31 protein-coding genes and 2 tRNA genes are annotated in these 23,396 nt (G+C 61.5%); 19 read left to right on the top strand and 14 right to left on the bottom strand.

What is annotated here, in order from left to right; genetic code table 11:
• The 8 genes from DN388_RS13855 to DN388_RS13820 all read right to left on the bottom strand — a co-directional run bounded on the left by DN388_RS13855 (position 1) and on the right by DN388_RS13820 (position 6,201).
• The gene (locus DN388_RS13855) at positions 1-345 is read right to left on the bottom strand and encodes a hypothetical protein (RefSeq protein ID WP_255000463.1); all 345 of its coding nucleotides are present in this window, start codon (positions 343-345) and stop codon (positions 1-3) included.
• A gap of 95 nt (positions 346-440) precedes the next feature.
• Positions 441-1,181, bottom strand: a complete 741-nt coding sequence (locus DN388_RS13850; protein WP_058541656.1) for an ABC transporter substrate-binding protein — start codon at positions 1,179-1,181, stop codon at positions 441-443.
• A 124-nt stretch (positions 1,182-1,305) separates the two neighbouring features.
• The gene (hisF, locus tag DN388_RS13845) at positions 1,306-2,076 is read right to left on the bottom strand and encodes an imidazole glycerol phosphate synthase subunit HisF (protein ID WP_043862206.1); all 771 of its coding nucleotides are present in this window, start codon (positions 2,074-2,076) and stop codon (positions 1,306-1,308) included.
• A 10-nt stretch (positions 2,077-2,086) separates the two neighbouring features.
• A complete protein-coding gene (hisA, locus tag DN388_RS13840) occupies positions 2,087-2,824 on the bottom strand; it encodes a 1-(5-phosphoribosyl)-5-[(5-phosphoribosylamino)methylideneamino]imidazole-4-carboxamide isomerase (protein WP_043862207.1) in 738 nt (245 codons plus the stop codon).
• 41 nt (positions 2,825-2,865) lie between these two features.
• Entirely contained in the window at positions 2,866-3,126 is a 261-nt protein-coding gene (locus DN388_RS13835; protein ID WP_043862208.1) for a DUF2164 domain-containing protein, read from the bottom strand.
• Complete coding sequence (gene hisH, locus DN388_RS13830; RefSeq protein WP_043862209.1) at positions 3,126-3,764, bottom strand: imidazole glycerol phosphate synthase subunit HisH; 639 nt, start codon at positions 3,762-3,764, stop codon at positions 3,126-3,128. Before hisH ends, DN388_RS13835 begins: the two co-directional genes overlap by 1 nt.
• Positions 3,764-4,357: an imidazoleglycerol-phosphate dehydratase HisB gene (gene hisB / locus DN388_RS13825; RefSeq protein ID WP_043862210.1), complete on the bottom strand. Its 594-nt coding sequence runs from the start codon at positions 4,355-4,357 to the stop codon at positions 3,764-3,766. Before hisB ends, hisH begins: the two co-directional genes overlap by 1 nt.
• Before the next feature lie 185 nt (positions 4,358-4,542).
• Positions 4,543-6,201, bottom strand: coding sequence for an OFA family MFS transporter (locus DN388_RS13820; protein ID WP_255000446.1), 1,659 nt, complete (start codon positions 6,199-6,201; stop codon positions 4,543-4,545).
• A 326-nt stretch (positions 6,202-6,527) separates the two neighbouring features.
• Here DN388_RS13820 and DN388_RS13815 point away from each other — a divergent pair, with 326 nt between their 5' ends.
• The 11 genes from DN388_RS13815 (at position 6,528) to DN388_RS13765 (ending at position 15,811) form a co-directional block, all read left to right on the top strand.
• Positions 6,528-8,762, top strand: coding sequence for an AsmA family protein (locus tag DN388_RS13815; protein ID WP_255000444.1), 2,235 nt, complete (start codon positions 6,528-6,530; stop codon positions 8,760-8,762).
• Positions 8,759-9,826, top strand: a complete 1,068-nt coding sequence (gene mutY / locus DN388_RS13810) for an A/G-specific adenine glycosylase (protein WP_043862213.1) — start codon at positions 8,759-8,761, stop codon at positions 9,824-9,826. Before DN388_RS13815 ends, mutY begins: the two co-directional genes overlap by 4 nt.
• The gene (locus DN388_RS13805) at positions 9,823-10,095 is read left to right on the top strand and encodes an oxidative damage protection protein (RefSeq protein ID WP_043862214.1); all 273 of its coding nucleotides are present in this window, start codon (positions 9,823-9,825) and stop codon (positions 10,093-10,095) included. Before mutY ends, DN388_RS13805 begins: the two co-directional genes overlap by 4 nt.
• A 91-nt stretch (positions 10,096-10,186) precedes the next feature.
• Positions 10,187-10,262 (top strand) — tRNA-Phe (locus tag DN388_RS13800).
• Positions 10,263-10,378: 116 nt separating this feature from the next.
• Positions 10,379-10,789, top strand: coding sequence for a hypothetical protein (locus DN388_RS13795; protein ID WP_054915790.1), 411 nt, complete (start codon positions 10,379-10,381; stop codon positions 10,787-10,789).
• Positions 10,790-10,888: 99 nt separating this feature from the next.
• Positions 10,889-11,323, top strand: a complete 435-nt coding sequence (locus DN388_RS13790) for a hypothetical protein (RefSeq protein WP_043862216.1) — start codon at positions 10,889-10,891, stop codon at positions 11,321-11,323.
• Between the two features lie 313 nt (positions 11,324-11,636).
• Positions 11,637-12,410: an ABC transporter ATP-binding protein gene (locus tag DN388_RS13785; protein WP_054915791.1), complete on the top strand. Its 774-nt coding sequence runs from the start codon at positions 11,637-11,639 to the stop codon at positions 12,408-12,410.
• A 13-nt stretch (positions 12,411-12,423) separates the two neighbouring features.
• Positions 12,424-13,185, top strand: a complete 762-nt coding sequence (locus DN388_RS13780; RefSeq protein WP_043862218.1) for an ABC transporter substrate-binding protein — start codon at positions 12,424-12,426, stop codon at positions 13,183-13,185.
• Between the two features lie 55 nt (positions 13,186-13,240).
• Complete coding sequence (locus DN388_RS13775; RefSeq protein WP_043862219.1) at positions 13,241-13,936, top strand: ABC transporter permease; 696 nt, start codon at positions 13,241-13,243, stop codon at positions 13,934-13,936.
• A complete protein-coding gene (locus DN388_RS13770; RefSeq protein ID WP_043862220.1) occupies positions 13,933-14,622 on the top strand; it encodes an ABC transporter permease in 690 nt (229 codons plus the stop codon). The genes DN388_RS13775 and DN388_RS13770 overlap by 4 nt, the downstream gene beginning before the upstream one ends.
• Positions 14,603-15,811: a methyltransferase gene (locus tag DN388_RS13765; RefSeq protein WP_058541658.1), complete on the top strand. Its 1,209-nt coding sequence runs from the start codon at positions 14,603-14,605 to the stop codon at positions 15,809-15,811. Before DN388_RS13770 ends, DN388_RS13765 begins: the two co-directional genes overlap by 20 nt.
• Positions 15,812-16,038: 227 nt before the next feature.
• Here DN388_RS13765 and mdtI read toward each other — a convergent pair whose 3' ends face one another.
• Positions 16,039-16,368, bottom strand: coding sequence for a multidrug/spermidine efflux SMR transporter subunit MdtI (mdtI, locus tag DN388_RS13760; RefSeq protein ID WP_043862222.1), 330 nt, complete (start codon positions 16,366-16,368; stop codon positions 16,039-16,041).
• Complete coding sequence (locus DN388_RS13755) at positions 16,362-16,721, bottom strand: multidrug/spermidine efflux SMR transporter subunit MdtJ (RefSeq protein WP_043862223.1); 360 nt, start codon at positions 16,719-16,721, stop codon at positions 16,362-16,364. The genes mdtI and DN388_RS13755 overlap by 7 nt, the downstream gene beginning before the upstream one ends.
• Before the next feature lie 520 nt (positions 16,722-17,241).
• On the opposite strand from DN388_RS13755, the gene DN388_RS13750 reads away from it, so the two are divergent.
• From DN388_RS13750 to DN388_RS13730, 5 genes are all read left to right on the top strand, one after another.
• The gene (locus DN388_RS13750) at positions 17,242-17,820 is read left to right on the top strand and encodes a hypothetical protein (RefSeq protein ID WP_043862224.1); all 579 of its coding nucleotides are present in this window, start codon (positions 17,242-17,244) and stop codon (positions 17,818-17,820) included.
• A gap of 9 nt (positions 17,821-17,829) precedes the next feature.
• Positions 17,830-18,036, top strand: a complete 207-nt coding sequence (locus DN388_RS13745; RefSeq protein WP_043862225.1) for a helix-turn-helix transcriptional regulator — start codon at positions 17,830-17,832, stop codon at positions 18,034-18,036.
• A 17-nt stretch (positions 18,037-18,053) separates the two neighbouring features.
• The gene (locus DN388_RS13740) at positions 18,054-18,434 is read left to right on the top strand and encodes a hypothetical protein (protein WP_043862226.1); all 381 of its coding nucleotides are present in this window, start codon (positions 18,054-18,056) and stop codon (positions 18,432-18,434) included.
• 38 nt (positions 18,435-18,472) lie between these two features.
• Positions 18,473-18,736, top strand: coding sequence for a hypothetical protein (locus DN388_RS13735; protein WP_054915796.1), 264 nt, complete (start codon positions 18,473-18,475; stop codon positions 18,734-18,736).
• A gap of 95 nt (positions 18,737-18,831) precedes the next feature.
• Positions 18,832-18,907, top strand: a tRNA-Thr gene (locus tag DN388_RS13730).
• A gap of 105 nt (positions 18,908-19,012) precedes the next feature.
• Here DN388_RS13730 and DN388_RS13725 read toward each other — a convergent pair.
• Both DN388_RS13725 and DN388_RS13720 read right to left on the bottom strand, forming a co-directional pair.
• Positions 19,013-19,438 carry a type II toxin-antitoxin system HicB family antitoxin gene (locus DN388_RS13725; RefSeq protein WP_255000434.1) on the bottom strand — a complete coding sequence of 142 codons (426 nt, stop codon included), beginning with the start codon at positions 19,436-19,438 and terminating at the stop codon, positions 19,013-19,015.
• Positions 19,439-19,467: 29 nt separating this feature from the next.
• Positions 19,468-19,650, bottom strand: a complete 183-nt coding sequence (locus DN388_RS13720) for a type II toxin-antitoxin system HicA family toxin (protein ID WP_255000431.1) — start codon at positions 19,648-19,650, stop codon at positions 19,468-19,470.
• Here DN388_RS13720 and DN388_RS13715 point away from each other — a divergent pair.
• Positions 19,579-20,445, top strand: a complete 867-nt coding sequence (locus tag DN388_RS13715; RefSeq protein WP_255000429.1) for a hypothetical protein — start codon at positions 19,579-19,581, stop codon at positions 20,443-20,445. The two genes, DN388_RS13720 and DN388_RS13715, sit on opposite strands and share 72 nt — an antisense overlap.
• Here the strand turns inward: DN388_RS13715 and DN388_RS13710 are convergent.
• Together DN388_RS13710 and DN388_RS13705 are read right to left on the bottom strand one after the other, a co-directional pair.
• Entirely contained in the window at positions 20,374-21,027 is a 654-nt protein-coding gene (locus DN388_RS13710; RefSeq protein ID WP_255000427.1) for an MAE_28990/MAE_18760 family HEPN-like nuclease, read from the bottom strand. The two genes, DN388_RS13715 and DN388_RS13710, sit on opposite strands and share 72 nt — an antisense overlap.
• A complete protein-coding gene (locus DN388_RS13705) occupies positions 21,024-22,133 on the bottom strand; it encodes a DUF262 domain-containing protein (RefSeq protein WP_255000425.1) in 1,110 nt (369 codons plus the stop codon). The genes DN388_RS13710 and DN388_RS13705 overlap by 4 nt, the downstream gene beginning before the upstream one ends.
• A 326-nt stretch (positions 22,134-22,459) precedes the next feature.
• Here DN388_RS13705 and DN388_RS13700 point away from each other — a divergent pair, with 326 nt between their 5' ends.
• Both DN388_RS13700 and DN388_RS13695 read left to right on the top strand, forming a co-directional pair.
• Positions 22,460-22,756 (top strand): type II toxin-antitoxin system RelE/ParE family toxin, encoded by a 297-nt coding sequence (locus tag DN388_RS13700; RefSeq protein WP_255000423.1) that lies wholly within the window; start codon positions 22,460-22,462, stop codon positions 22,754-22,756.
• A gap of 13 nt (positions 22,757-22,769) precedes the next feature.
• Entirely contained in the window at positions 22,770-23,057 is a 288-nt protein-coding gene (locus DN388_RS13695; protein WP_043859808.1) for a HigA family addiction module antitoxin, read from the top strand.
• The last annotated feature ends 339 nt before the right edge of the window (positions 23,058-23,396 follow it).

The raw sequence follows: 23,396 nt of genomic DNA, 5'->3' as shown, positions 1-23,396 counted from the left end.
TCAAGTACATGGTCCTGCAGCTTGAGTTTCCGCGTCGGCCTGGCCCAGAAAACCGGACAAGCCACCCGCATGCATCTGCAACGGTTCCCAGGTGCACAGGTTGTCCAGTGCAGCGTCCACCAGCGGGCGTACCTGATAGAACTGCGCGCTGCTATCGGGCACGTACAAACGCAGCGCCTCCACATCGGCGGACAGCCCGGGGAAGTACTCGCGCAGCAAACGCTCCAGCAGCGTGGCGCTGGCGCTGCGCAGGGTCGGGCGGCTGGCGAACTGCTCGGCCACCATGGCGGCGAGGGCATTGTCGGGTTCGGGCGTGGGCAGGTCTTGCAGGATATGCAGTGGCATCTAACACCTTCCATGAGTGATCGGGCTGTGCAATTCACAGCGACGATCCATCACAGCAGCCCGGTGCATGGCCGCGGCACTACATAGTTAGGCGCTTACAGGTAGCGGGCGAAGGTGGCGTCGACGAAGCCTTCGTCGCGCAACTGGTCCAGGCTGCGCTGGAGCTTTTCCACCACCGCATCGGGTACCTGGCGGTTGAGTGCCAGGTACAGCTGGGCGCCGTTGAAGCGCAGCACGGTCTTGAGCTGGGTGATGCCGATCTGGCGGGCCAGGTAGCGCCCGGCGGGGTCGCCGGTGGCCCACAGGTCGATCTGGCCTTCGAGCAACTTGCGCGCGTTGTCCTGGTCGCGCAGCACGGTGATCGGCTTGAGCCCCTTGCTGCTCAGGTGCTGGGCGATGGCATCGCCTTTATAGGCACCGATCCGGTAGCCGCGCGCGTCGCCGAGGTGTTCGAGAGTGATGGGGCTGTCGGGGCGGGCCAGCAGAATCCAGTCGTCGGGGCCCAGCGGCCCGACCCACTTGAAGAGCTTTTCGCGGTCGGGTTGGCGGGCCATCACGAACACACCGTGATTGGGGCTGTTCAGGGCCTGCTGGTACACGCGTTCCCACGGGAAGCGCAGGGTCATGCTGTAGGGGATGGCGGCGCGCTTGAACATCTCGCGAACCAGGTCGGCGGCGATGCCCTGGATCTTGTCTTCGCGGGCGAAGTTCTTGCCGTCGCTGGCCATGTTGTAGGGCGGGAAGTTTTCGGTGAGCAGCACCATCGGGTCAGCGGCGCGGACGGTGGCAGCGAGGGAGAAGAGGCTGACGAGCACGACGAGCAAGCGTGTGAACATAGGATGGACCCGATTCCCTGGCGATGTGCCTGCATTACCTTAACAGCAAATGCTTCGCCGGCAAGGCCGGCTCCTACAGGTTCGCTGCAGTGTAGGAGCCGGCCTTGCCGGCGAATGCGGCCGCTCAGCGCACGCAGATGCCGCGCTGCGCCATGTAGGCCTTGGCTTCAGGCACCGTGTACTCGCCGAAGTGGAAGATGCTGGCCGCCAGCACTGCGCTGGCATGCCCTTCCAGGATGCCGTCGGCCAGGTGCTGCAGGTTGCCCACACCACCGGAGGCGATCACCGGAATGCCCAGCGCGTCGCTGATGGCGCGGGTCACGCCCAGGTCGAAGCCGCTCTTCATGCCGTCCTGGTCCATGCTGGTGAGCAGGATCTCGCCCGCGCCCAGGCCTTCCATCTTCTTCGCCCACTCCACCGCATCCAGCCCGGTAGGCTTGCGCCCGCCGTGGGTGAAGATCTCCCAGCGCGGGGTTTCGCCCGGGCCGGAGACCTTCTTGGCATCGATGGCAACCACGATGCACTGCGAGCCGAAATGCTGCGCGGCCTCGCCCACGAACTCGGGGTTGAACACCGCTGCGGTGTTGATCGAGACCTTGTCGGCACCGGCGTTGAGCAGGTTGCGGATATCCTGCACAGTGCGCACGCCGCCGCCCACGGTCAGCGGAATGAACACCTGGCTGGCCATGCGCTCGACGGTATGCAACGTGGTGTCGCGGCCATCGACGCTGGCAGTGATGTCGAGGAAGGTGATCTCGTCGGCACCCTGCTCATCGTAGCGACGGGCGATTTCCACCGGGTCGCCGGCATCACGGATGTTCTCGAACTTGACGCCCTTGACCACTCGACCGTTGTCGACGTCCAGGCAAGGGATGATGCGTTTGGCCAGCGCCATGCCGTTCTCCTCAGCCTTTGTAGCTGTCGCAGAAGGCTTGCGCCTCGGCCACATCCAGCGTGCCTTCGTAGATCGCACGGCCGGTGATGGCGCCGATGATCCCCGGTGCCCTGGCGTCGAGCAGGGCCTTGATGTCACCCAGGTTGTGGATGCCACCGGAGGCGATCACCGGGATCTTGGTGGCGGCAGCCAGGGCGGCGGTGAACGGCACGTTGCAGCCTTGCATCATGCCGTCCTTGGCGATGTCGGTGTAGACGATCGCCGAGACGCCATCGGCCTCGAAACGCTTGGCCAGGTCGATGACCTGCACCGAGCTGACCTCGGCCCAGCCGTCGGTGGCCACGAAGCCGTCCTTGGCGTCCAGGCCCACGATCACCTTGCCGGGGAACGCACGGCAGGCTTCGGCCACGAACTCGGGTTGCTTGACCGCCTTGGTGCCGATGATCACGTAGCTGACGCCGGCCTTGACGTAGTGCTCGATGGTTTCCAGCGAGCGGATGCCGCCGCCGATCTGGATCGGCAGGTTCGGGTAGCGCTTGGCAATGGCAGTCACCACCTCGCCGTTGACCGGCTGGCCTTCGAAGGCACCGTTCAGGTCGACCAGGTGCAGGCGGCGGCAGCCACCGTCGACCCATTTGGCGGCCATGCTCACCGGGTCATCGGAAAATACCGTGGAATCTTCCATGCGGCCTTGGCGCAAACGTACGCAAGCACCGTCCTTGAGATCGATAGCGGGAATAATCAGCATCTGGGGAACCTGTCTATTCGGTAAACAGTGAGCTCGGGAAGTCAGTTCTTCTCGAGCGACCACAAGTCGCTTTCAATGCTTTCGAACCTCTCTTTGAGGTGCGCCTGCACATCGAAAATCGCCCTGTTGTAGTAATGCGGTGCAATCTCCTGGCTGAACAGCTCCAGCACTTCAGCCACCTCGAACGAACCCAGCTCAAGCTCGAAGCGGTCTTCGAGAAAACGCTTGAGCTTGGCCAGCGCCTCGCGCTCTTCTTCAGGCGCGAGGGTGAGGATCGGCCGCTTGGCGCGGGACTTGCCCATTACCGGCGACCATCCCAGCCGGCGAAGTTCTGCAGCAGCTGCAGGCCATGGGTATGGCTCTTCTCCGGGTGGAACTGCACGGCAAAGCGCGAGCCGTCGGCCAGCGCGGCGGCAAAGTCGACGCCATAGTGACCACTGCCCGCCACCTGCGCCGCGTTGGCGGCGGTGATGTAGTAGCTGTGCACGAAGTAGAAGCGCGCACGGTCGGGGATGTCGTGCCACAGCGGGTGGTCGATGGCCTGGGATACTTCGTTCCAGCCCATGTGCGGCACCTTAAGGTGCTCGCCGTCCTCGTGCAGGCCCTTGCCGAAGAAGCGCACATTGCCCGGGAACAGGCCGATGCAATCGACGCCGTCGTTCTCTTCGCTGTGGTCGAGCAGGGCCTGCATGCCCACGCAGATGCCGAGGAAGGGGCGGTCCTGGCTGACTTCACGCACCAGGCTGTCGAAGCCCAGGCGGCGAATCTCGGCCATGCAGTCGCGGATCGCGCCCACACCCGGGAACACCACGCGGTCGGCCTCGCGGATCACCGCAGCATCGCTGGTGATCAGCACCTTGCCGGCGCCCACGTGCTCCAGGGCCTTGGCCACCGAGTGCAGGTTGCCCATGCCGTAGTCGATAACGGCTACCGTCTGCATTACAGGCAGCCCTTGGTCGACGGCATCTGGCCGGCCATGCGTTCGTCCAGCTCGATGGCCATGCGCAGTGCGCGGCCGAAGGCCTTGAACACGGTCTCGATCTGGTGGTGGGTGTTGTGCCCGCGCAGGTTGTCGATGTGCAGCGAGACGTTGGCGTGGTTGACGAAGCCCTGGAAGAATTCCTGGAACAGGTCGACGTCGAAACCGCCCACGGTGGCGCGGGTGAAGGGCACGTGCATCTCCAGGCCCGGGCGGCCGGAGAAGTCGATGACCACGCGCGACAGCGCCTCGTCCAGCGGCACGTAGGCATGGCCGTAGCGGCGGATGCCCTTCTTGTCGCCGATGGCCTGGTTGAATGCCTGGCCCAGGGTGATACCGACGTCTTCGACGGTATGGTGATCGTCGATGTGCAGGTCGCCCTTGCACTCGATGTCAAGATCGATCAGCCCATGTCGGGCGATCTGGTCGAGCATGTGTTCGAGGAAAGGCACACCGATATCGAATCGGGCCTTGCCGCTGCCATCCAGGTTAATCGAGGCCTTGATCTGGGTTTCCAGAGTATTGCGCTCGACGCTAGCCGTACGTTCGACCATCACCAGCTCCGCAAAATCATTGGGCGAAAAAGGTGTCCATTATAGGCCTAGATACGCGTGGCTTGGAACGAAGAAGACAGTTGGCGGGGAATTTGCGTCAGCAGTACCGGCCTCATCGCGGGTCAAGCCCGCTCCCACACGGTCAGCAGAGATCCTTGTAGGAGCGGGCTTGACCCGCGATGCCTTTAATGGAACAGCACCGCAGTCTTCTGCAGGGTCACCCACACCCCCCACGCCAGCGGAATGCCCACCACCAGCCACGCGGCAATCACCAGCGGCCGGCTGCCCGGCGCGGCCTTCCACTCCAGCACGGTGCTGCCATTGGCGCCCTTGTCGTGCCCCAGCGCCTGTTCGGCCGCCAGTTGCGCATCGGTCATGAAGTACTTGTCGGCCACCGGCCGCACCAGCGCGTTGCACAAAAAGCCCAGCGCCAGCAGCCCGGCCAGGATGTACAGGGTCATGTCATACGCCGCCGCCCGCTCCACGCCCATCTCCAGCTGATATTCGCGCAGGTAGGTGATCAGCACCGGGCCCAGCACCCCGGCTGCCGCCCAGGCGGTCAGCAGGCGACCGTGAATGGCGCCCACCATCTGCGTGCCGAACAGGTCGGCCAGGTACGCCGGCACCGTGGCGAAGCCGCCACCGTACATCGACAGGATGATGCAGAACGCCGCCACGAACAGCGCGATGTTGCCCAGGTGGCCCATGTTCGGGATCAGCGCATACAGCGCCACGCCCAGGGCGAAGAAGGCGAAATAGGTGTTCTTGCGCCCGATGTAGTCGGAGAACGAGGCCCAGAAGAAACGCCCGCCGATGTTGAACAGGCTCAGCAACCCGGTGAAGCCCGCGGCAATGGCGGCAATCTGTGCCAGTTGCGTGGCATCCAGCTGGCTGAAGCTCAGGTCGTTGCCCAGTAGCTTGCCGGCGAACACTTCCTGCAGCAGCGGCGAGGCCATGCCCAGAATGCCGATGCCGGCCGACACGTTAAGGCACAGCACCAGCCAGATCAGCGCGAACTGCGGCGTCTTCCACGCCACGCTGACGTGCACGTGGCGGTGGGTGATCATCGCGTTGCCGGCCTTTTTCTGCGGTGCGCTCCAGCCTTCGGGCTTCCAGCCGGTGGGCGGCACGCGGTAGGCCAGGGCGCCGCCGAGCATGAACACGAAGTAGATCAGCGCCATCACCACGAAGCTCTGCCACACGCCCACCCCGTCAGGGCCGGCGAAGTGGCTCATCAGCGCCGCCGCCAGTGGCGCGCCGACCATGGCGCCGCCGCCAAAGCCCATGATCGCCATGCCGGTGGCCATGCCGCGCTTGTCCGGGAACCACTTGATCAGCGTCGATACCGGCGAAATGTAGCCCAGCCCCAGGCCGATACCGCCGATCACGCCACTGCCCAGCCACATCAGCCACAGCTGGTGGGTGTACACCCCCAGCGCCGACATCAGCAGGCCACCGCACCAGCACAGGGTCGAGACCACCCCGGCCTTGCGCGGCCCGGCATGCTCCAGCCAGCCGCCCCAGATGGCCGCCGAACAACCGAGGAACACGAAGAACAGCGTGTAGATCCAGCTCAGCATCGAGATCGGCCAGTCGCACTCGGCGGTGAACAGGCGCCCCACGAAGCTCATCTCCGGCGCACACGCCACCGGCGCACTGATACCGATGGCCTGCGACAGCGGCAGCCAGAACACCGAAAAGCCATAGGCCATGCCGATGCACAGGTGAATGGCCAGGGCCGCCGGTGGCACCAGCCAGCGGTTGAAACCGGCCCTGGCGACAATGCGTTCCTTGGACAGGAAGCCGGGCGTAATGGCGATGCCGCCCACCGTAGTGCTGCTCATTGTTGTTCCCCTCGTGATATGGATGCTCCACCGACCAGGCCTGCTGCCTGCGACTTTGGCTGCCAGGGGCAGCACGTCGTTTATCTGGCAGCCGGCCCTTTGACGCGACAATCGGCCGCAACGGGACCGTGGAGGCGCGAGAGAGTATCATTCGCCGCACTCGCTGAAATTAGGCTGATACTGTGGTTTTTGCGAAAACTGATACCCCCGTGTCAGGAACTGCCCCGCCGGTTGCTGTCCAAACCCGGGTCGCGCCGCGCCCGCGCGCCCTGCACGGGGCTATACTCTGCGGCTGAATTTTACAATCGGACTACAAGGACTCGCCCATGAAAGCGTTCGGCAAAATCCTGGGGCTGGTGATACTCGGGTTGTTGCTGATCATTGTGGCGCTGGGCTTTGCCCTGACCCACCTCTTCGATCCCAACGACTACAAAGACGAGATCCGCCAGCTGGCACGCGACAAGGCCCACGTCGAGCTGACGCTCAACGGCGACATCGGCTGGAGCCTGTTCCCGTGGCTGGGGCTGGAACTGCACGAGGCGAGCATCGCCACGCTCAACAATCCCAAGGTGCCATTCGCCGACCTGCAGATGCTCGGCCTGTCGGTGCGTGTACTGCCGCTGCTGCGCCGTGAAGTGCAGATGAGCGACGTGCGCGTCGAGGGCCTTAACCTGACCCTGGCCCGCGACGAGCACGGCCACGGCAACTGGGAAGACATCGGCAAGCCGCTGCCGGCCGCCACCCCGGCTGCACCGGCCGAAGGCAGCGCCGGCACACCCGCCCCAGGCGAGGACCCGGCCAAGCCGGCCGCCGCCGAGCGCCCGGTCAAGCTGGACATCGACAGCCTCACCGTGAACAACGCCAAGGTGCAGTACAGCGATGCGCAAAGCGGCCAGAGTTTCAGCGCCGAGAGCATCCAGCTGAGCACCGGCGCGGTTCACGAAGGGGTCAACATTCCGCTGACCATGACCGCCTTCTTCAGCGCTGGCCAGCCGGCCCTGCGCGCCCGCACCGAGCTCAAGGGCGAACTGCGCTTCGACCGTGCGCTCAAGCGCTACCAGTTCGAAGACATGAAGCTCAGCGGCGAAGCCTCCGGCGAGCCGCTGCAGGGCAAGACCATGACCTTCGCCGCCCAGGGCCAGTTGCTGGTGGACATGGCCGCGAACGTCGCCGAATGGAACGGCCTGAAGCTGTCGGCCAACCAGCTGCGCGCCCTGGGCGAGCTTAACGTGCGTGACCTGAACAGCACGCCCAAGCTCACCGGCGGCCTGTCCATCGCCCAGCTCGACCTGCGCACGTTCCTCGACAGCGTCGGCGTGGCAGTGCCACCGATGGCCGATGCCGCCACCCTGGGCAAGTTCGAGCTGGTCAGCCGCCTGGAAGGCAGCCCCACCCGCCTGGCCCTGGAAGACCTGGCAGTGAAGCTCGACGACAGCACCTTCACCGGCCGCCTGGCGGTGGATGACTTCGCCAAGCAGGCCCTGCGCGTGCAGCTAAAAGCCGACACGTTCAATGCCGACCGCTACCTGCCAGCCAAGAGCGAGGCCGCCACCGGCGCCAAGGCCGCGCGCCAGGCCGAGGTGCAGCAGAACGAAGCCGGCGCGCTGGCAGGAGCCGGCACCACACCGCTGCCGGACGCACCCACCAAGACCGCCTGGAGCACCGACAAGCTGCTGCCGGTGGACCGCCTGCGCGTACTCGACCTGCAGGCAGACCTGAGCTTCGGCGTGCTCACCCTTGAACAGCTGCCTATCCAGAACGCCGTGCTCAAGGCCCGTGGCCAGGGCGGCCTGATCACCCTGGACACCCTGCAGGGCGGCCTCTACAACGGCGACTTCGCTACCAAGGGCACCCTCGACGTGCGCCCTGCGGTACCGCAGATCGGCCTGAGTACCCAGGTCAACCGCGTACCGGTGGAGCACTTCATCAAGAGCCAGACCGACACCCCGCCGGTCAAGGGCCTGCTGACCCTGAGCAGCAACCTGACCGGCAGCGGCAACAGCCAGAAGGCGCTGATCGACACCCTCAATGGCAACGCCAGCTTCGTCATCAACAACGGTGTGCTGGTCAATGCCAACCTCGAGCAGCAGCTGTGCCAGGGCATCGCCACCCTCAACCGCAAGGCCCTGAGCGGGGAACCGCGCGGCAAGGACACCCCGTTCCAGGAACTCAAGGGCAGCCTGGTGCTGCGCAACGGCGTGGCCAGCAACCCGGACCTGAAGGTGCGCATCCCGGGCCTGACCGTCAACGGCCACGGCGACCTCGACCTGCGTGTGCTGGGCATGGACTACCGCGTGGGCGTGATCGTCGAGGGCGACAAGCGCGACATGCCCGACCCGGCCTGCCAGGTCAACGAGCGCTACGTGGGGCTGGAATTCCCGCTGCGCTGCCGTGGCCCGCTGGAGCTGGGTGCCAAGGCCTGCCGCGTGGACAAGGACGGCCTGGGCAAGCTGGCCGGCAAGGCGCTGGGCAACAAGCTGCAGGAAAAGCTCAACGAAAAGCTGGGTGACAAGGTCAGTCCCGAACTCAAAGACGCACTCAAGGGCCTGTTCAAACGATGAATCCCGAGCAGTTTTCCAGCGCCGTGCTGGAATGGTACGACCGTAACGGCCGCCACGACCTGCCCTGGCAACAGGGCATCACCCCGTACCGGGTGTGGGTGTCGGAGATCATGCTGCAACAGACCCAGGTAAGCACCGTGCTCAACTACTTCGGGCGCTTCATGCAAGCCCTGCCCAGCGTCGAGGCCCTGGCCGCGGCGCCGGAGGACGAGGTGCTGCACCTGTGGACCGGGCTGGGCTACTACACCCGCGCGCGCAACCTGCAGAAGACCGCGAAGATCGTGGTGGAACAGTACGCCGGCCAATTCCCGCGCGATGTCGAGAAGCTCACCGAGCTGCCCGGCATCGGCCTGTCCACTGCCGGGGCAATTGCCAGCATCAGCATGGGCCTGCGTGCGCCGATCCTGGACGGCAACGTCAAGCGCGTGCTGGCCCGCTACACCGCGCAGGAAGGCTACCCGGGCGAGCCCAAGGTGGCCAAGGCGCTGTGGGCCAACGCCGAGCGCTTTACCCCCCACAGCCGGGTCAACCACTACACCCAGGCGATGATGGACCTGGGCGCCACCCTGTGCACGCGCAGCAAGCCCAGTTGCCTGCTGTGCCCGCTGGAGCGCGGCTGCGAGGCGCACATGCTCGGCCAGGAGATCCGCTACCCGATCCCCAAGCCGCGCAAGACCCTGCCCCAGCGCAGCACACTGATGCCGCTGCTGGCCAACAACGAGGGCGCCATCCTGCTGTACCGGCGCCCGTCCAGCGGCCTGTGGGGCGGTTTGTGGAGCCTGCCGGAGCTGGACAGCCTCGACGACCTGCAACACCTGGCCGAGCAGCACGGGGTGAACCTGGGCGAGCCCGTGGCGCTGGACAGCCTGACCCACACCTTCAGCCACTTCCAGCTGGCGATCCAACCCTGGCTGGTGCCGGTGGCCCCCCAGGGTGACCACGTGGCCGAGGCCGACTGGCTCTGGTATAACCTCGCCACCCCGCCGCGCCTGGGCCTTGCTGCCCCGGTCAAGAAACTGCTCAAACGCGCGGCCCACGTATTGAATGCAGGAGAGTCGTCATGACCCGCACCGTAATGTGCCGCAAGTACAAAGAAGAGCTGCCTGGCCTGGAGCGCCCGCCGTATCCCGGCGCCAAGGGCCAGGACATTTTCGAGCATATCTCGCAGAAGGCCTGGGCCGACTGGCAGAAGGAACAGACCATGCTGATCAACGAGAAGCGCCTGAACATGATGAACGCCGAGGACCGCAAGTACCTCCAGGGCGAGATGGACAAGTTCTTCTCCGGCGAAGAATACGAGAAGGCCGAAGGCTACGTGCCGCCTGCCGAATAACCCCGGAAATTCGTAAGCGACGGAATTAATTTAATAAATTTTCAAAAAGTCGTTGACGCAAATCCGAAAAACGCTTTTAATGCGCCCCGTTGCCCAGATAGCTCAGTCGGTAGAGCAGGGGATTGAAAATCCCCGTGTCGGCGGTTCGATTCCGTCTCTGGGCACCACTAATACCGAAAAGCCCCAAGCGAAGTGATTCCTTGGGGTTTTTTATTGCCTGCGATTTGGTGCTCCCCAGGTCGTCACCTTCGCCGGCCAGGCCGGCGCCTACCAGGGTTCATGGATGAAAAGGCTTGTGATGACGGCGCTTGCGCTGGTGTGCCTGAACGGTTGCGTCGGCTTCAAGTCCGCCTCGCCCCAGACCCGCGTCGAAAAGACCGACACCTACCGCCAGTTGCTCGGCCGTGATATCACCCCGCACATCACCCGCACCGAACGTTCCGAAGCCACCCGGGAATGGTGCGGCATCAGCCTGTGGCTGGTGGTGCTGCCCGTGCCGCTGAAGCTGCCGGTGTGCTCGACCTACACCGAAGCCGCGTTCGGCCACGACAGGTTCGGCGACGAGCGCGTGCTGATGTACACCACCCACAGCGTCGACAAGAACCCCTACCTCAATGCCTGCGGCCCGTTCATGTTCCTGGCGCCGATCATGCACGGCTATGAAGGCAATGCGCTGTGCGGGCGGCTGCCCTAGCGGCACGCCCCTGCTGCACGCGGCGACACAGGCTTGGGTTTGCCGAGGGAGTGAGGTTCAATAGCGCCACGCATCACCTTCTTTCAAGGATTACCCGCAATGGCTTCCAGCAGCAAACAGCAAAAACGCGCCAAGCGCGCCGCCAGCAAGGCCCGCGAGAACCGCATGGTACGCAGCGGCCAGGCGGTCAAGAGCAGCGGCGAGAGCGCCAGCGCCAGCGTCGAGCAGGTGTTCACCAAGGCCATGGAATCGGGCAGCTACACCGCGCTGTTCGAAAAGATGAAACAGGCCCAGGACACCGGCCTGGCCTCGATGATTGCCGTGTTCCTGGTCGACCCGCTGCTGGCCCTGGTGCTCAAGGGGCACAAGGAAGAACACTCCACCGACTACATCTGCAAGGTGTTCTGCGCCTACCGCCACTGGCTGGACGGCACCGAAGAGGCCCAAGCGATGCAGTGGCTGGAGAGCGACGAGTTCCAGGACGCCTATGTGCAGGCCTCGGAGATCGTCTCCAAGCAGAAGAAATTCGGTTGAGCAACGACCCGGGTTGCGCCGCAGCCCAGGGCCGGCAAAACCCCCGGATGCTGTGCAACCGGTCAAAAACGGCTTTCCAGCATCGGCCAAAACTGGCACCATCGCGCCTTTTTTCATCACGGCTACGGCCCGTGGAAATGGGGCGCGCGGTCATCCGCGCGACAGTCCGCTGCATCGATGCGACACCCACCTGCCCACAGGCCCTTCGCCCCGCCCGCCGTTGTTGGCTGTCGTTCGAGCGCTATGCTAGCGTTGCGCCTCGCCAGGAAGGCCGACAACAGCAGGCACGCACCAGAACTCAAGAGGACCGCACATGGCCCAGGCCACGCCCGCGCTGGAAATCCGCAACCTGCACAAGCGCTACGGCGCGCAGGAGATTCTCAAGGGCATTTCGCTGACCGCCCGCGACGGCGACGTGATTTCGATCCTGGGGTCGTCCGGTTCCGGCAAGTCCACCTTGCTGCGCTGCATCAACCTGCTGGAAAACCCCCACGAAGGCCAGATCCTGGTCGCCGGTGAAGAGCTCAGGCTCAAGGCCGGCAAGAACGGCGAACTGGTCGCCGCCGACAACAGGCAGATCAACCGCCTGCGCAGCGAGATCGGCTTCGTGTTCCAGAACTTCAACCTGTGGCCGCACATGAGCGTGCTCGACAACATCATCGAGGCGCCGCGCCGGGTGCTCGGCCAGAGCAAGGCCGAGGCCATCGAGCACGCCGAGGCGCTGCTGGACAAGGTCGGCATCCACAACAAGCGCCACAGCTACCCGGCCGAACTCTCCGGCGGCCAGCAGCAGCGTGCCGCCATTGCGCGCACCCTGGCGATGAAGCCCAAGGTCATTCTGTTCGACGAGCCCACCTCGGCGCTGGACCCGGAAATGGTCCAGGAAGTGCTCAACGTGATCCGCGCGCTGGCCGAAGAAGGCCGTACCATGCTACTGGTTACCCATGAAATGAGCTTCGCCCGGCAGGTGTCCAGTGAAGTCATCTTCCTGCACCAGGGCCTGGTGGAAGAGCAAGGATCGCCGCAGCAGGTTTTCGAAAACCCGAACTCGGCGCGTTGTAAACAATTCATGTCCAGCAACCGCTAACGGAGCAACACGCATGCAGAACTACAAGAAATTCCTCCTGGCCGCTGCCGCCACCCTGGTGTTCTCGGCCAACGCCATGGCCGCCGAAAAGCTGAAAATGGGCATCGAAGCAGCCTACCCGCCCTTCAACAACAAGGATGCCAGCGGCCAGGTCGTAGGCTTCGACAAGGACATCGGCGACGCCCTGTGCGCCAAGATGAAGGTCGAATGCGAAGTGGTCACCTCCGACTGGGACGGCATCATCCCGGCCCTGAACGCCAAGAAATTCGACTTCCTGATCTCGTCGCTGTCGATCACCGACGAGCGCAAGCAGGCCGTTGACTTCACCGACCCGTACTACTCCAACAAGCAGCAGTTCATCGCCCCGAAAAACGTCGACTTCAAGACCGACCGCGCCTCGCTCAAGGGCAAGACCATCGGCACCCAGCGCGCCACCCAGGCCGCAACCTGGCTGGACGACAACGGCGGCATGGACGGCGACTTCAAGGTCAACCTGTACGACGGCCAGGAAAACGCCTACCTGGACCTGACCTCCGGCCGCCTGGACGCCATCCTGGCCGACAAGTACGCCAACTACGACTGGCTCAAGTCCGATGCCGGCAAGAACTACGAGTTCAAGGGCGACCCGGTCAACGAGAGCGACAAGGTCGGCATTGCCGTGCGCAAGGGTGACACCCAGCTGCGCGACAGGCTGAACGCCGCCCTCAAGGAAATCGTTGCCGACGGCACCTACAAGAAGATCAACGACAAGTACTTCCCTTTCAGCATCTATTGATTCGCCCGACCGGCACCGCCCCTGCGGCGGTGCCCGTCCCTGAACAAGCCTGCCCATGAATATTGATCTCTACGGATTCGGTCCGGCCCTGGCGGCTGGCACCCTGATGACCGTGCAACTGGCGCTGTCGGCCCTGTGCCTGGGGCTGGTGCTGGGGTTGCTCGGCGCCCTGGCCAAGACCTCGCCGTACAAGCCGCTGCAGTGGCTTGGCGGTTTCTACTCGACCCTGGTGCGCGGCGTGCCCGAGCTGCTGTGGGTGTTGCTGATCTACTTCGGCACCGTCAGCCTGATGAGCAAGCTGGGCGACCTCCTGAATATTCCCGGCCTTGAGCTGAGCGCCTTTGCTGCCGGCGTGATCGCTCTGGGCCTGTGCTTCGGTGCCTATGCCACCGAAGTGTTCCGTGGCGCGATCCTGGCCATCCCCAAGGGCCACCGCGAAGCGGGCCTGGCCCTGGGCCTGTCCAAGGCGCGGATCTTCTCGCGGCTGATCCTGCCGCAGATGTGGCGCATCGCCCTGCCCGGCCTGGGCAACCTGTTCATGATCCTGATGAAGGACACCGCGCTGGTGTCGGTGATCGGCCTTGAAGAGATCATGCGCCACTCGCAGGTGGCCGTGACCGTGACCAAGCAGCCGTTCACCTTCTACATGGTGGCGGCAATCATCTACCTGGGCCTGACCATCCTTGCGATGATCGGCATGCACTTCCTGGAAAAACGCGCCGCACGCGGCTTCGCGAGGGCCAACCAATGAACTGGGAAGTGATCATCAAGTGGCTGCCACGCCTGGCCCAGGGCGCAACCCTGACCCTGGAGCTGGTGGCCATCGCGGTCATCGCCGGGCTGATCCTGGCCATCCCGCTGGGCATCGCCCGCTCCTCGCGCCACTGGTACGTGCGCGCGCTGCCGTATGGCTACATCTTCTTCTTCCGTGGCACGCCGCTGCTGGTGCAGCTGTTTCTGGTGTACTACGGCATGGCGCAGTTCGAGATCGTGCGCAACAGCGCCCTGTGGCCGTACCTGCGCGATCCGTTCTGGTGCACCGTGCTGACCATGACCCTGCACACTGCCGCCTACATCGCCGAGATCCTGCGAGGCGCGCTGCAGGCCATCCCGCGCGGGGAGATCGAGGCGGCGCGGGCGCTGGGCATGTCCCGGGCCAAGGCGCTGTTCTACATCATGCTGCCGCGCGCGGCGCGCATCGGCCTGCCGGCCTACAGCAACGAAGTGATCCTGATGCTCAAGGCCAGCGCCCTGGCCAGTACCGTGACCCTGCTGGAACTGACCGGCATGGCACGCACGATCATCGCGCGTACCTACCTGCCGGTGGAGATCTTCTTTGCCGCCGGCCTGTTCTACCTGCTGATCTCGTTCCTGCTGGTGCAGGGCTTCAAGGTGCTCGAGCGCTGGTTGCGGGTCGATGCCTGCCAGGGCCGCTGAGGTACTGCAGGGCGAGCCACTGCATAGCCGCTTCCAGGCCCTGGACAGCTTTTTGCTGGAGCACCAGGGCCTGTGGCGGCCGCGGCCGTTTACCCAGCTGCACCTGCCGTGGGAGCGCGAGCACCCCGCCCTGAGTCACTGGCTGCGCCAGCGGCCGCTGAGCGAGGCCGACACCCCGCCTGAACATGCCCCCGCGCCTTATCCACAGCTGGCCGCACAGTGCCAGGCGCTGTCGGCGGTGGGCGAGTTATCCACAATCGAGCTGGCCCCTGCCAACCCGCGCCTGAACGTGGACGTGCCAGGGCGCAAATGGCAGCAGATCGAGGCCTTTGCCGGGCGCCTTGATTTTGCCCGCCAGCCCACGCACTGGCTGGACTGGTGTGCGGGCAAGGGGCACCTGGGCCGGCGCCTGCTGGGCCCGGCGCAGCAACTGACCTGCCTGGAACACGACCCCGCGCTGGTGTTGGCCGGCGAACAGCTCAGCCAGCACCACCGCTTGCCTGCGGAGCATCGCCTGCAGGACGTGATGGCCGCCGATGCCGCCACCCAGCTGGGCAGCCAGCACACCGCCGTTGCGCTGCATGCCTGCGGCGACCTGCACGTGCGCCTGATGCAACTGGCCAGCGCTGGCGGCTGCCGTCAGCTGGCGATTGCGCCGTGCTGCTACAACCGTATCAGCGCAGCGCACTACCAACCGTTATCCACAGCCGCTCAAGCTTCGACGTTGAGCCTGTCGGTCGACGACCTGGGCCTGCCGCTGAGCGAAACCGTCACCGCCGGCAACCGCGTGCGCCGCCAGCGTGACGCGTCGATGGCGCGGCGCCTGGGCTTCGACCTGCTGCAGCGCGAGGTACGCGGCTGCGACAGCTACCTGCCCACCCCTTCGCTGCCCAGCCACTGGCTGCACAAGCCCTTCGCCCAGTACTGCCAGGACCTGGCCGAACTCAAGGGGCTGCAGGTAACGGGTGCGCCCGACTGGGCGGCACTGGAACAGGCTGGCTGGGCGCGACTGGCCCGGGTGCGCAACCTTGAACAGGTGCGCAACCTGTTCCGCCGCCCGCTGGAGCTATGGCTGGTGTTGGATCGCGCACTGTACCTGGGCGAACAGGGCTTCAAGGTGCGCCTTGGCAGCTTCTGCCCCTACCCTCTCACGCCTCGGAATCTGATGCTTTTGGCAGAGCGCGGTTGACGTGCAAACCTGTGGATAAGTCTGTGCGCAACATTTTGATGAATCGCTGAAAAAGCCGCCCGACAAGGGCTGGCGACAGCTGGTCATTTTTTGTTCACCTTCTAAACCTGAGCAAAAACAGCCATTTGCGCAAAGACGAACGGGCTGGCCACTGGCGATGCACTACGCGCCGAGTTGGCATGCAGCTTGTGCATAAGCATTTTCGCGAATGGCTCTAAGGGCTGCGATCAGGCCAGTTTCAGCAGGCCCATGCCGCCCAGCAGAAGCAGCAGGCCAAGCCAGCCGCGGCCGGCCAGGCGCTGGCCGAACAGGGCCCAGCCCATGGCCACGGTGGCAAGAATGCCGAAGCCGCCCCAGATGGCGTAGGCCATCGACAGGGGGATGTCCTTGACCGCCTGGGCCAGCGCCGTGAAGGCAGCCAGCACGCAGACGATCGACGCCGCCGCGACCCAGCGCTTGCGCAGGCCGTCGGAGTACTTGAGCAGCAGGTTGGCGAGCACTTCGAGCACGATGGCCAGTGCCAACCAGGCAAAGGGGATCACTTGCAGGCTCAGCATGGCAGGGCCTCCCCGGTGGTTTCACGGCGGGCACTGCGGGTACCGGACTTGATCAGCAGGATACCCGCGATCATCACGCCCAGGCCCAGGGCCTTGAGCAGGCCGATGCTTTCACCCAGCCAGGTGACGCTGACCACGGTGATCAGCACGATGCCGATGCCTTCCCACAGGGCGTAGGCCACACCCAGCGGCACGCGCTTCACGGCGAGCGCGAGGAAGCCGTAGGACAGGCCGATCATGGCGTACATGAGGGCGTGACCGAGAATCGGCGAATGATCGGCGGCGAATTTCATCGACGTGGTGCCGATCACTTCGGCCACGATGGCGATGAACAGATAGATCCAGGAACGCATGGTGCCCTCCCATGGGCATTACGAAAAACGCGAGGGGCTGACGGGGCGTCAGCAAAAAAGCCGGGGTTTGGGAGGGTGGCGCTAGAGGTCGCCGGTCCAGTGACGTTCACGGGAAACCAGGCGGGAGGTGAGGAGCGGCAACGCTTGAGTGTTCAACATAATGCACAACAAATTAGCTGAAGGCATTGTGGAAGTCAAATCGATAGAGAATGCCTAATGAATTTTGCTGCGGATCATTCGTTATTTGGTGAAAGCCCCTGAAAGGTGGCTGCAAGGCCCGTAAATTATAATTACCAAACCCGGCGTAGCCTGTAAGGCCCAATCGCGGGTCAAGCCCGCGCCCACAAGTGTTGGCGGCGACCCCTGTGGGAGCGGGCCTGAACCGCGAAGGCCGCAACGCTGACCCCGCCCCCCTGCGAGTCAAATCGCCACACCACCTCATCCCACACAAATTAATTATTGTACTGCGATAATTTTTGCTCAATAATCCGCCCCGTTCAAACCAGACCAAGGAAAAACCATGAACAGCAAAACAGTGGCCTACGCACGCTCGCGTCTGCGTGCAATCGGTGCCTTTGCGGCGTTGCTGGCGTGGGGTACGGCGCTGGCCGAATTTGGCTGCAATGCCTGGTTCTGGCTTTTCGACCGGCACGACGTGCTGGCCGCCTACCTGCAAAGCTTCGCCGACCAGATGCCCCTGCTGGTGGCGCCGGGCTTCCAGCCCAGCGTCCTGGCCCAGGCACTGGTCATCACCCTGGACATGATCCCGGCCAGCCTGTCGGTACTGGCCCTGTACCTCACCGGCCTGTTCTTCATCCGCCTGTCACGCGGGCAGACGTGGACGGCCTCCAACATCAAGCTGCTGTGGTGGGTGGGCCTGCTGTGCATCGGCCTGCCGTTGCTGTGGCCGGTGATCGCCACCTTGCAGGGCCTGGCCTTCTGCATCGACCTGCCGCCAGGCGAAAGGAGCTTCAGCGTGGGGATCGGTGTATCATCCGCGGCGGTTTACGAGATCATGAAGGGCATATTGCTGTGTGCCTTCTCCCTCCTCATGCGTGACGCCAAGACCATCAGCGATGAACACAACTGTTATGTCTAGCCTAGCCCCATGCCGATAATCATCAGGCTCGACGTCGTGATGGCCCGGAACAAGATCCGTTCCAAAGACCTGGCCGAGATTATTGGCATTACCGAAGCTAACTTATCGTTGCTGAAGAACGGCAAGATCAAGGGTTTCAAGATCGAGACCCTGGAGAAGCTGTGTCGCGCGCTGAAGTGCCAGCCGGGAGACCTGCTGGAATTCAGCGAGGACTGAACAAGGAACACCCTCTCGTGAGCATCACCTTTCACTGGCGCGCAGCGCTGCTGCTGGCCGCCGGCCTGCTGGGCGGCTGTGGGCCGAGCTACACCTATCGCTATTCGCCACCGCCGAGCCAGCACGGCATGCAGTGCATCAGCGCGTGCTCGCAGCAGCGCAACTACTGCGGGCAACTGGCACGCATGCAGGACAACGCCAACCAGGCCCTGTACCAGTCCGAGATGCGCAGTTACCAGTACTGCCAGCAGGGCAAGAGCAAGAAGGATGCGCGGCGCAGTTGCTACTACCCGAGCTACCCCTACAGCGCGGGGCTGTCGAGTGATTGCGGGCGCGAGTACGACCAGTGCTACCAGGGTTGTGGCGGCACGATTCACCGGATATTGAACAAGGACTGACGGCTTGCGGGCCGCATGATGCAATCGGGAAAACACACATGACCATGAACACCTTCAACACCATCGCCCTGGTGGCCTTTGCCCTGCTGCTGGGTGGCTGTGCCGGTGGGCACGCCAGCCGCGGCGACAGCCTTGCGGGCTGGGACATGCCGCAGATGCAGGTGCTGGGCGACAACGGCCTGCCGGCGCAGCCGCATCGCTACGTGAAATGCGGCAAGCGTGGCTGCCATGAACAGAAGCCGATGCTGTTCGACCCGGCCAAGGCCGAACCGACGGCCGAAAGCCTGCATCGCGGGTGGTAGTAGAAGGGCTGCAGGCCACGTGAACCGTGGCCTTGCGCAAGATTGAGCGGAAGTGGTTTACAGAACCAAACCGATCGCTATAATAGCGCCCCTATGCCGGTATAGCTCAGTTGGTAGAGCAACTGACTTGTAATCAGTAGGTCCCGGGTTCGACTCCTGGTGCCGGCACCATCACAAGGTTGCAGAGACAGTTTTCAGTGTTTCTGAAACCCCCGAAAAACCCGCCTTTTGGCGGGTTTTTTCGTTTTTGGCGTACTGAGTGTGCAGCGGCCCTTCCTACGAAGCTGCAACCACCGACAGCTCGATACGCTGGCCAAGCACTTGCAGTGCATGCTCGACCTGTTCGATCTTGGAGCGGTGCAGCAAATCTACCAACCGATCTACTTGGGGGCGATTCACCCCCAGCCGGCGCGCTAACTCGGTCTTGGTCACCTTCTGCTTGATCATGGTATTCCACAGTGCAGCCTTGGCCGCAGTCAAAGCAGGTAGCCGAACCACAGGCTGGCCAGGTGCAGGTGGAGACGGCAGCGGTATGGCAATGCGCTGATCCACGTAAAAGGAAAGCGCCGACTCCAGGGCATCTACCGCGTCGAAAAGTGCTTCCTCAACCGTATCACCGGCGCTGGACATTTCAGGGACGTCGGCGCAGCTCACCCATGGGCCGCCTTCTTCCTCGTGCACGGTTACTGGATAGTCATACATGGCCTTTGGGCCTCCCATAGGGCTCGACTTCAATCACCGAGGCCCAGGTCTTTGATGATTTTTCTTCTCAGACCTTCGCTGATTTCCTTAGCGCCATGGTCTGGGAATATGGTTTGTCGGTTGCCGAGGTAAACCTTGAAATGGCTTCCCTTCGCAGGCACGAACGTAACGCCATTTGCTCGCAACCATCGTCGAAACTCGCTGTACTTCATGTGCAGTCCCACCATCTCGACACCGCCACACTGCAACAGTCATGTTGCGTAAGCAACAAAAATGTTGCTTCTTCGCACGGCCGAAAAATGGCGATGGTAGCTCAGGCGCTGGTCTGTCCAACCTGCTTAAGGGTGACCAGATATGGCGGCGCGAACGGCGGCAACGGGCTTCGCCAAGCTGACAGCGAGATCAAAGACGAGGCGGTCGAGTGGGAGGTAGAGGCCCAGGACAACACCGAGACTTTCCAGAGCCACACCAGGACGGTGGACGACCATTCGACCGAGTCAGTGGGTGGGATCAAGAAGATCGAGGCGCTGGGCGCGCTCAAGCTGCTTTCAGGTGGATCCGCGAGCCTAGCGGCTGTGGATGACCTGCACCAGGCCACCGGCCGCGACCTCAACCTGGTGGTGGGGCAGAAGATCAACACCACGGTGGGTGGCGACCTGCAGGAGCAGATCCAGGGCCTGCGCAAAAGCGTGGCCGGGGTCAGTCAGCGCCTGCAGGCGCCCAAAACATGGTTAGGATCGGATGAGTCAAACGTGTTGCAGGTGCTGTGTGATCTACTCGACTTAGTCGTGCAAATGAATTTTCAAATAGCAGCGCTCGCTCATGGGCCAAGTCCGAGGTCTAATAATTCAGCATTGTTTAGCTCAGCGTCAGCTAAAACTAAAGTTTACGTCACATGCAGGCTATTACTGATTAGCATGCTTAGAACATGTAGGTTAAGTAGCAATCGGAGTTTCTTTGAGGTATGTTTTTCGATATACGCTATTCAATATCTCATTTTTATATAGATCTATAAGATCGGTTGTTTCACTGTAGAGACTATCGAACTCTTCCTCGCTTATTGGTGCGCGCTCACCGTGACAAATTCTATTCCGGAAATCGATCAGGGTCCCATCAATCCAATTGGCTTTCAATTCAAAGATCTTATAATCAACTCCGACCTTCACACTTATCTCGCGCAACACTTCGGAGTTGAGATTCGATTTGGCATCAATAAAACTTATAGAGCTTGAGCTTAAAGGCTGCGCTAGGTTTATTTTCCCACTTGTAATCTCAACCCAAGCCTCAAAGCGCTTAGCTGGTAGCTGGCCTTCGTTTGCATCTAGTATCGCATACACATGAAAGCATGGATGCAAATCGCAGTACTTGAATTTTTGAGAGATCAGGTACTTCATTTTTGCAACCGAGACATATTTTACAAAGCCTTCCCAGTGCGCATAAATAATTGGAATAGCAGTTCGAAACAACGTTTCTTGCATTCCTTTGCGTCCCCCTCGCGCTACGTTTGAAATGTTAGTTAGTTCCTTTCGCCGCCAAGCGTACTCACTAGCTACATAGTCTTCGAACTCGAGACTTGATCGAATTTTCATATCCGCAAAAGCTCGACACCGAGTGGAAGTATATGTGGAAGTCTATCAGAGGCCTTGTATCCAGCTCCCCGCTTTGCTGTGTAGCGTTCTTCTTGAAGCAAACCTTTCGAAACGCTCACTATTTTTTCAAGATGATCAGCATTGTTCAAATCGTAAGCTTGTACGTTATTTCCGAGTCCAAGCGCCATAACCTCGTAGATCGACAGAGAAAATCCACCGGTATACCGACCGCCCTCATATTTTCTAAATGCGTTGTCCATTAAAGCTGAGCTGAGCAAGTCAAAAGTTTTTCTAAACTTCTCAGCCTCTGCCGCTCTATCATAATCAGGATTAGACGCAATATCTTTTATTTGCTTGGTAATGTAGTCACCGATATCAGGTATTCCGCGAAGATCCGCTAGCGCCTTATCTTTAAGGATCAAAAAACGAACAGCCAATTCTAAATGGTACTGCTCATCAAACTGCCTGCCGGTAATAGTGAGCGTTGAAAGGAAAGGCTCGTAGGTTGCCAGTTCCTTAATCCAATCAAAGAAGGTTTTGTCGATCATGATGAGAAGGCAGTTCCGTACCTCCTGATCAGATAATGAGCTACCAAAAGTATTCAGCCGCTGGAACAGTTCATACTTTGTTTGATCATCGCTTTCTTTTTTGATGATTTTCAAGTCAACTTTTTCGCGTTTGAATGCTCGCTGGAGATCCACTGAGAAAAAATTGTTTGGAGATGTTTCTTCATTCCAAGCAATACCTTCAAGTGCTGGTAAATACTCCGTACCTTTTAGCACAAGAGGTGGCTCAACTTCTCCGTTTTCGTTTTTATATATTCCCAAGAACGAAAAAATCGTTGATAGGCGTTGTAGACCGTCAACGACATCCCAAATACCATCTTCACGCTGAGCAACGAAAAATGATGGGAGCGGTATTCCCAATAAAATCGATTCAATAAGACGGCTTTTTTGAACCTCTGTCCACCTATATATTCTTTGAAACTCAGGGTGAATATCAAGGTCACTATCCAAATATAAATTGACCAACTCACCGATTGACATCGGGTATGCATCCGTATGAATTTCTTTCCTTTTTTCTTCGATTTGAACAACCAGCGTCATTGGTGCACATCCTTTTGAGTGGAGGGGCGGATCAGGGGTGGCATTTCGGTATTAGTCAATACAGAGCATACGGAAAAAAAAGTGGATAGAAAATCACTTATCCCCCCTCCCGCCCATTAGCTTTGCGTTGGAAAATTGTGCAAAGCCGAATGGGGGTGCTTCCTCAACCGTTCACCGGCACAGGCCATTTCAGGCAAGTCGGCGTAGCGCCCCCATGAGCTACCATCTTCCTCGTACACGGCTACAGGGTAGTCGTCCTGAACCCAAATTAAAGCGAATTTCTCTTTGTGCCTTGATATTGCAGGGCGATTGTAGAGTGTGATGTAATGCATCACACTTTATCGACGATAAAGAGCTTTCAACACAAAGGCCTCAAGGCGTTTTACGAAACCGGCTCGACTCGAGGGATCCGGGCCGACCATGCCAAGCGGCTTGCGCGCCTGCTTCCATTTCTGGATCGCGCAACCTGTGCGGGCGACATCGACATGCCCGGTTGGAGGCTCCACCCGCTCAAAGGCGACTTGACCTTGTATTGGTCAGTGACCATCAGCGGAAACTGGAGGGTAATTTTCCGATTCGACGGCACAGACGTTGAACTGGTTGATTACCTCGACTACCACTGAGGAGTTCCCCCAAATGGCCATGTTCAACCCCCCGCACCCAGGCGAAACCTTGCGCGAAGATGTGTTGCCCGCCCTGGATATCAAGGTGGCCGAGTTTGCACGCCGGCTCGGTTACGCCAGAGAAACACTGTCTCGAATCCTTCACGGCCATGCACCTGTCAGCCCGGACCTCGCCGTTCGGCTTGAACGAGCCGGCATCGGCAAGGCTCGAACCTGGCTAGCCATTCAGGCTGACTGGGATCTGTGGCAGGCCGAGCATCGCGAACAACCTGTGATCGAGCGCTTTGCGTCTATCGCGTGATACTGAAAAAGCCGACGCCGATGGTTTTTCAGTTATCCACAAGCATGGCGCTCGAGCGCACGCTCAAGGTCAGCCAACTCAACACCTGCCCCCTCGCCGCACCTCGCGACACGCCTCGCGCAATCAACCCTCACCCGTAACCCTTCCCCTGTCAGATGCCCTGGATACTTGCCCAACATCAGCTCGACCTACGTATCGCTCAACCATGCCGCACGGTCCAGAGACCAGCGTTTGTCCTCGACCTCAAACAGGCAAGCGCCTGATTCTGCGTCGATGATGTGCGGTGGATTGGGTTTCACTCTGGCCCAATGGCGTATCGCTCATGGGGTGGCAGCTGTA

Source organism: Pseudomonas sp. S12(2018) (assembly GCF_024355235.1).
GTDB classification, from domain to species: Bacteria; Pseudomonadota; Gammaproteobacteria; order Pseudomonadales; family Pseudomonadaceae; genus Aquipseudomonas; species Aquipseudomonas palmensis.
The sequence above is the reverse complement of the archived record's forward strand: the minus strand, read 5'-3'. Positions and strand labels throughout refer to the sequence as shown.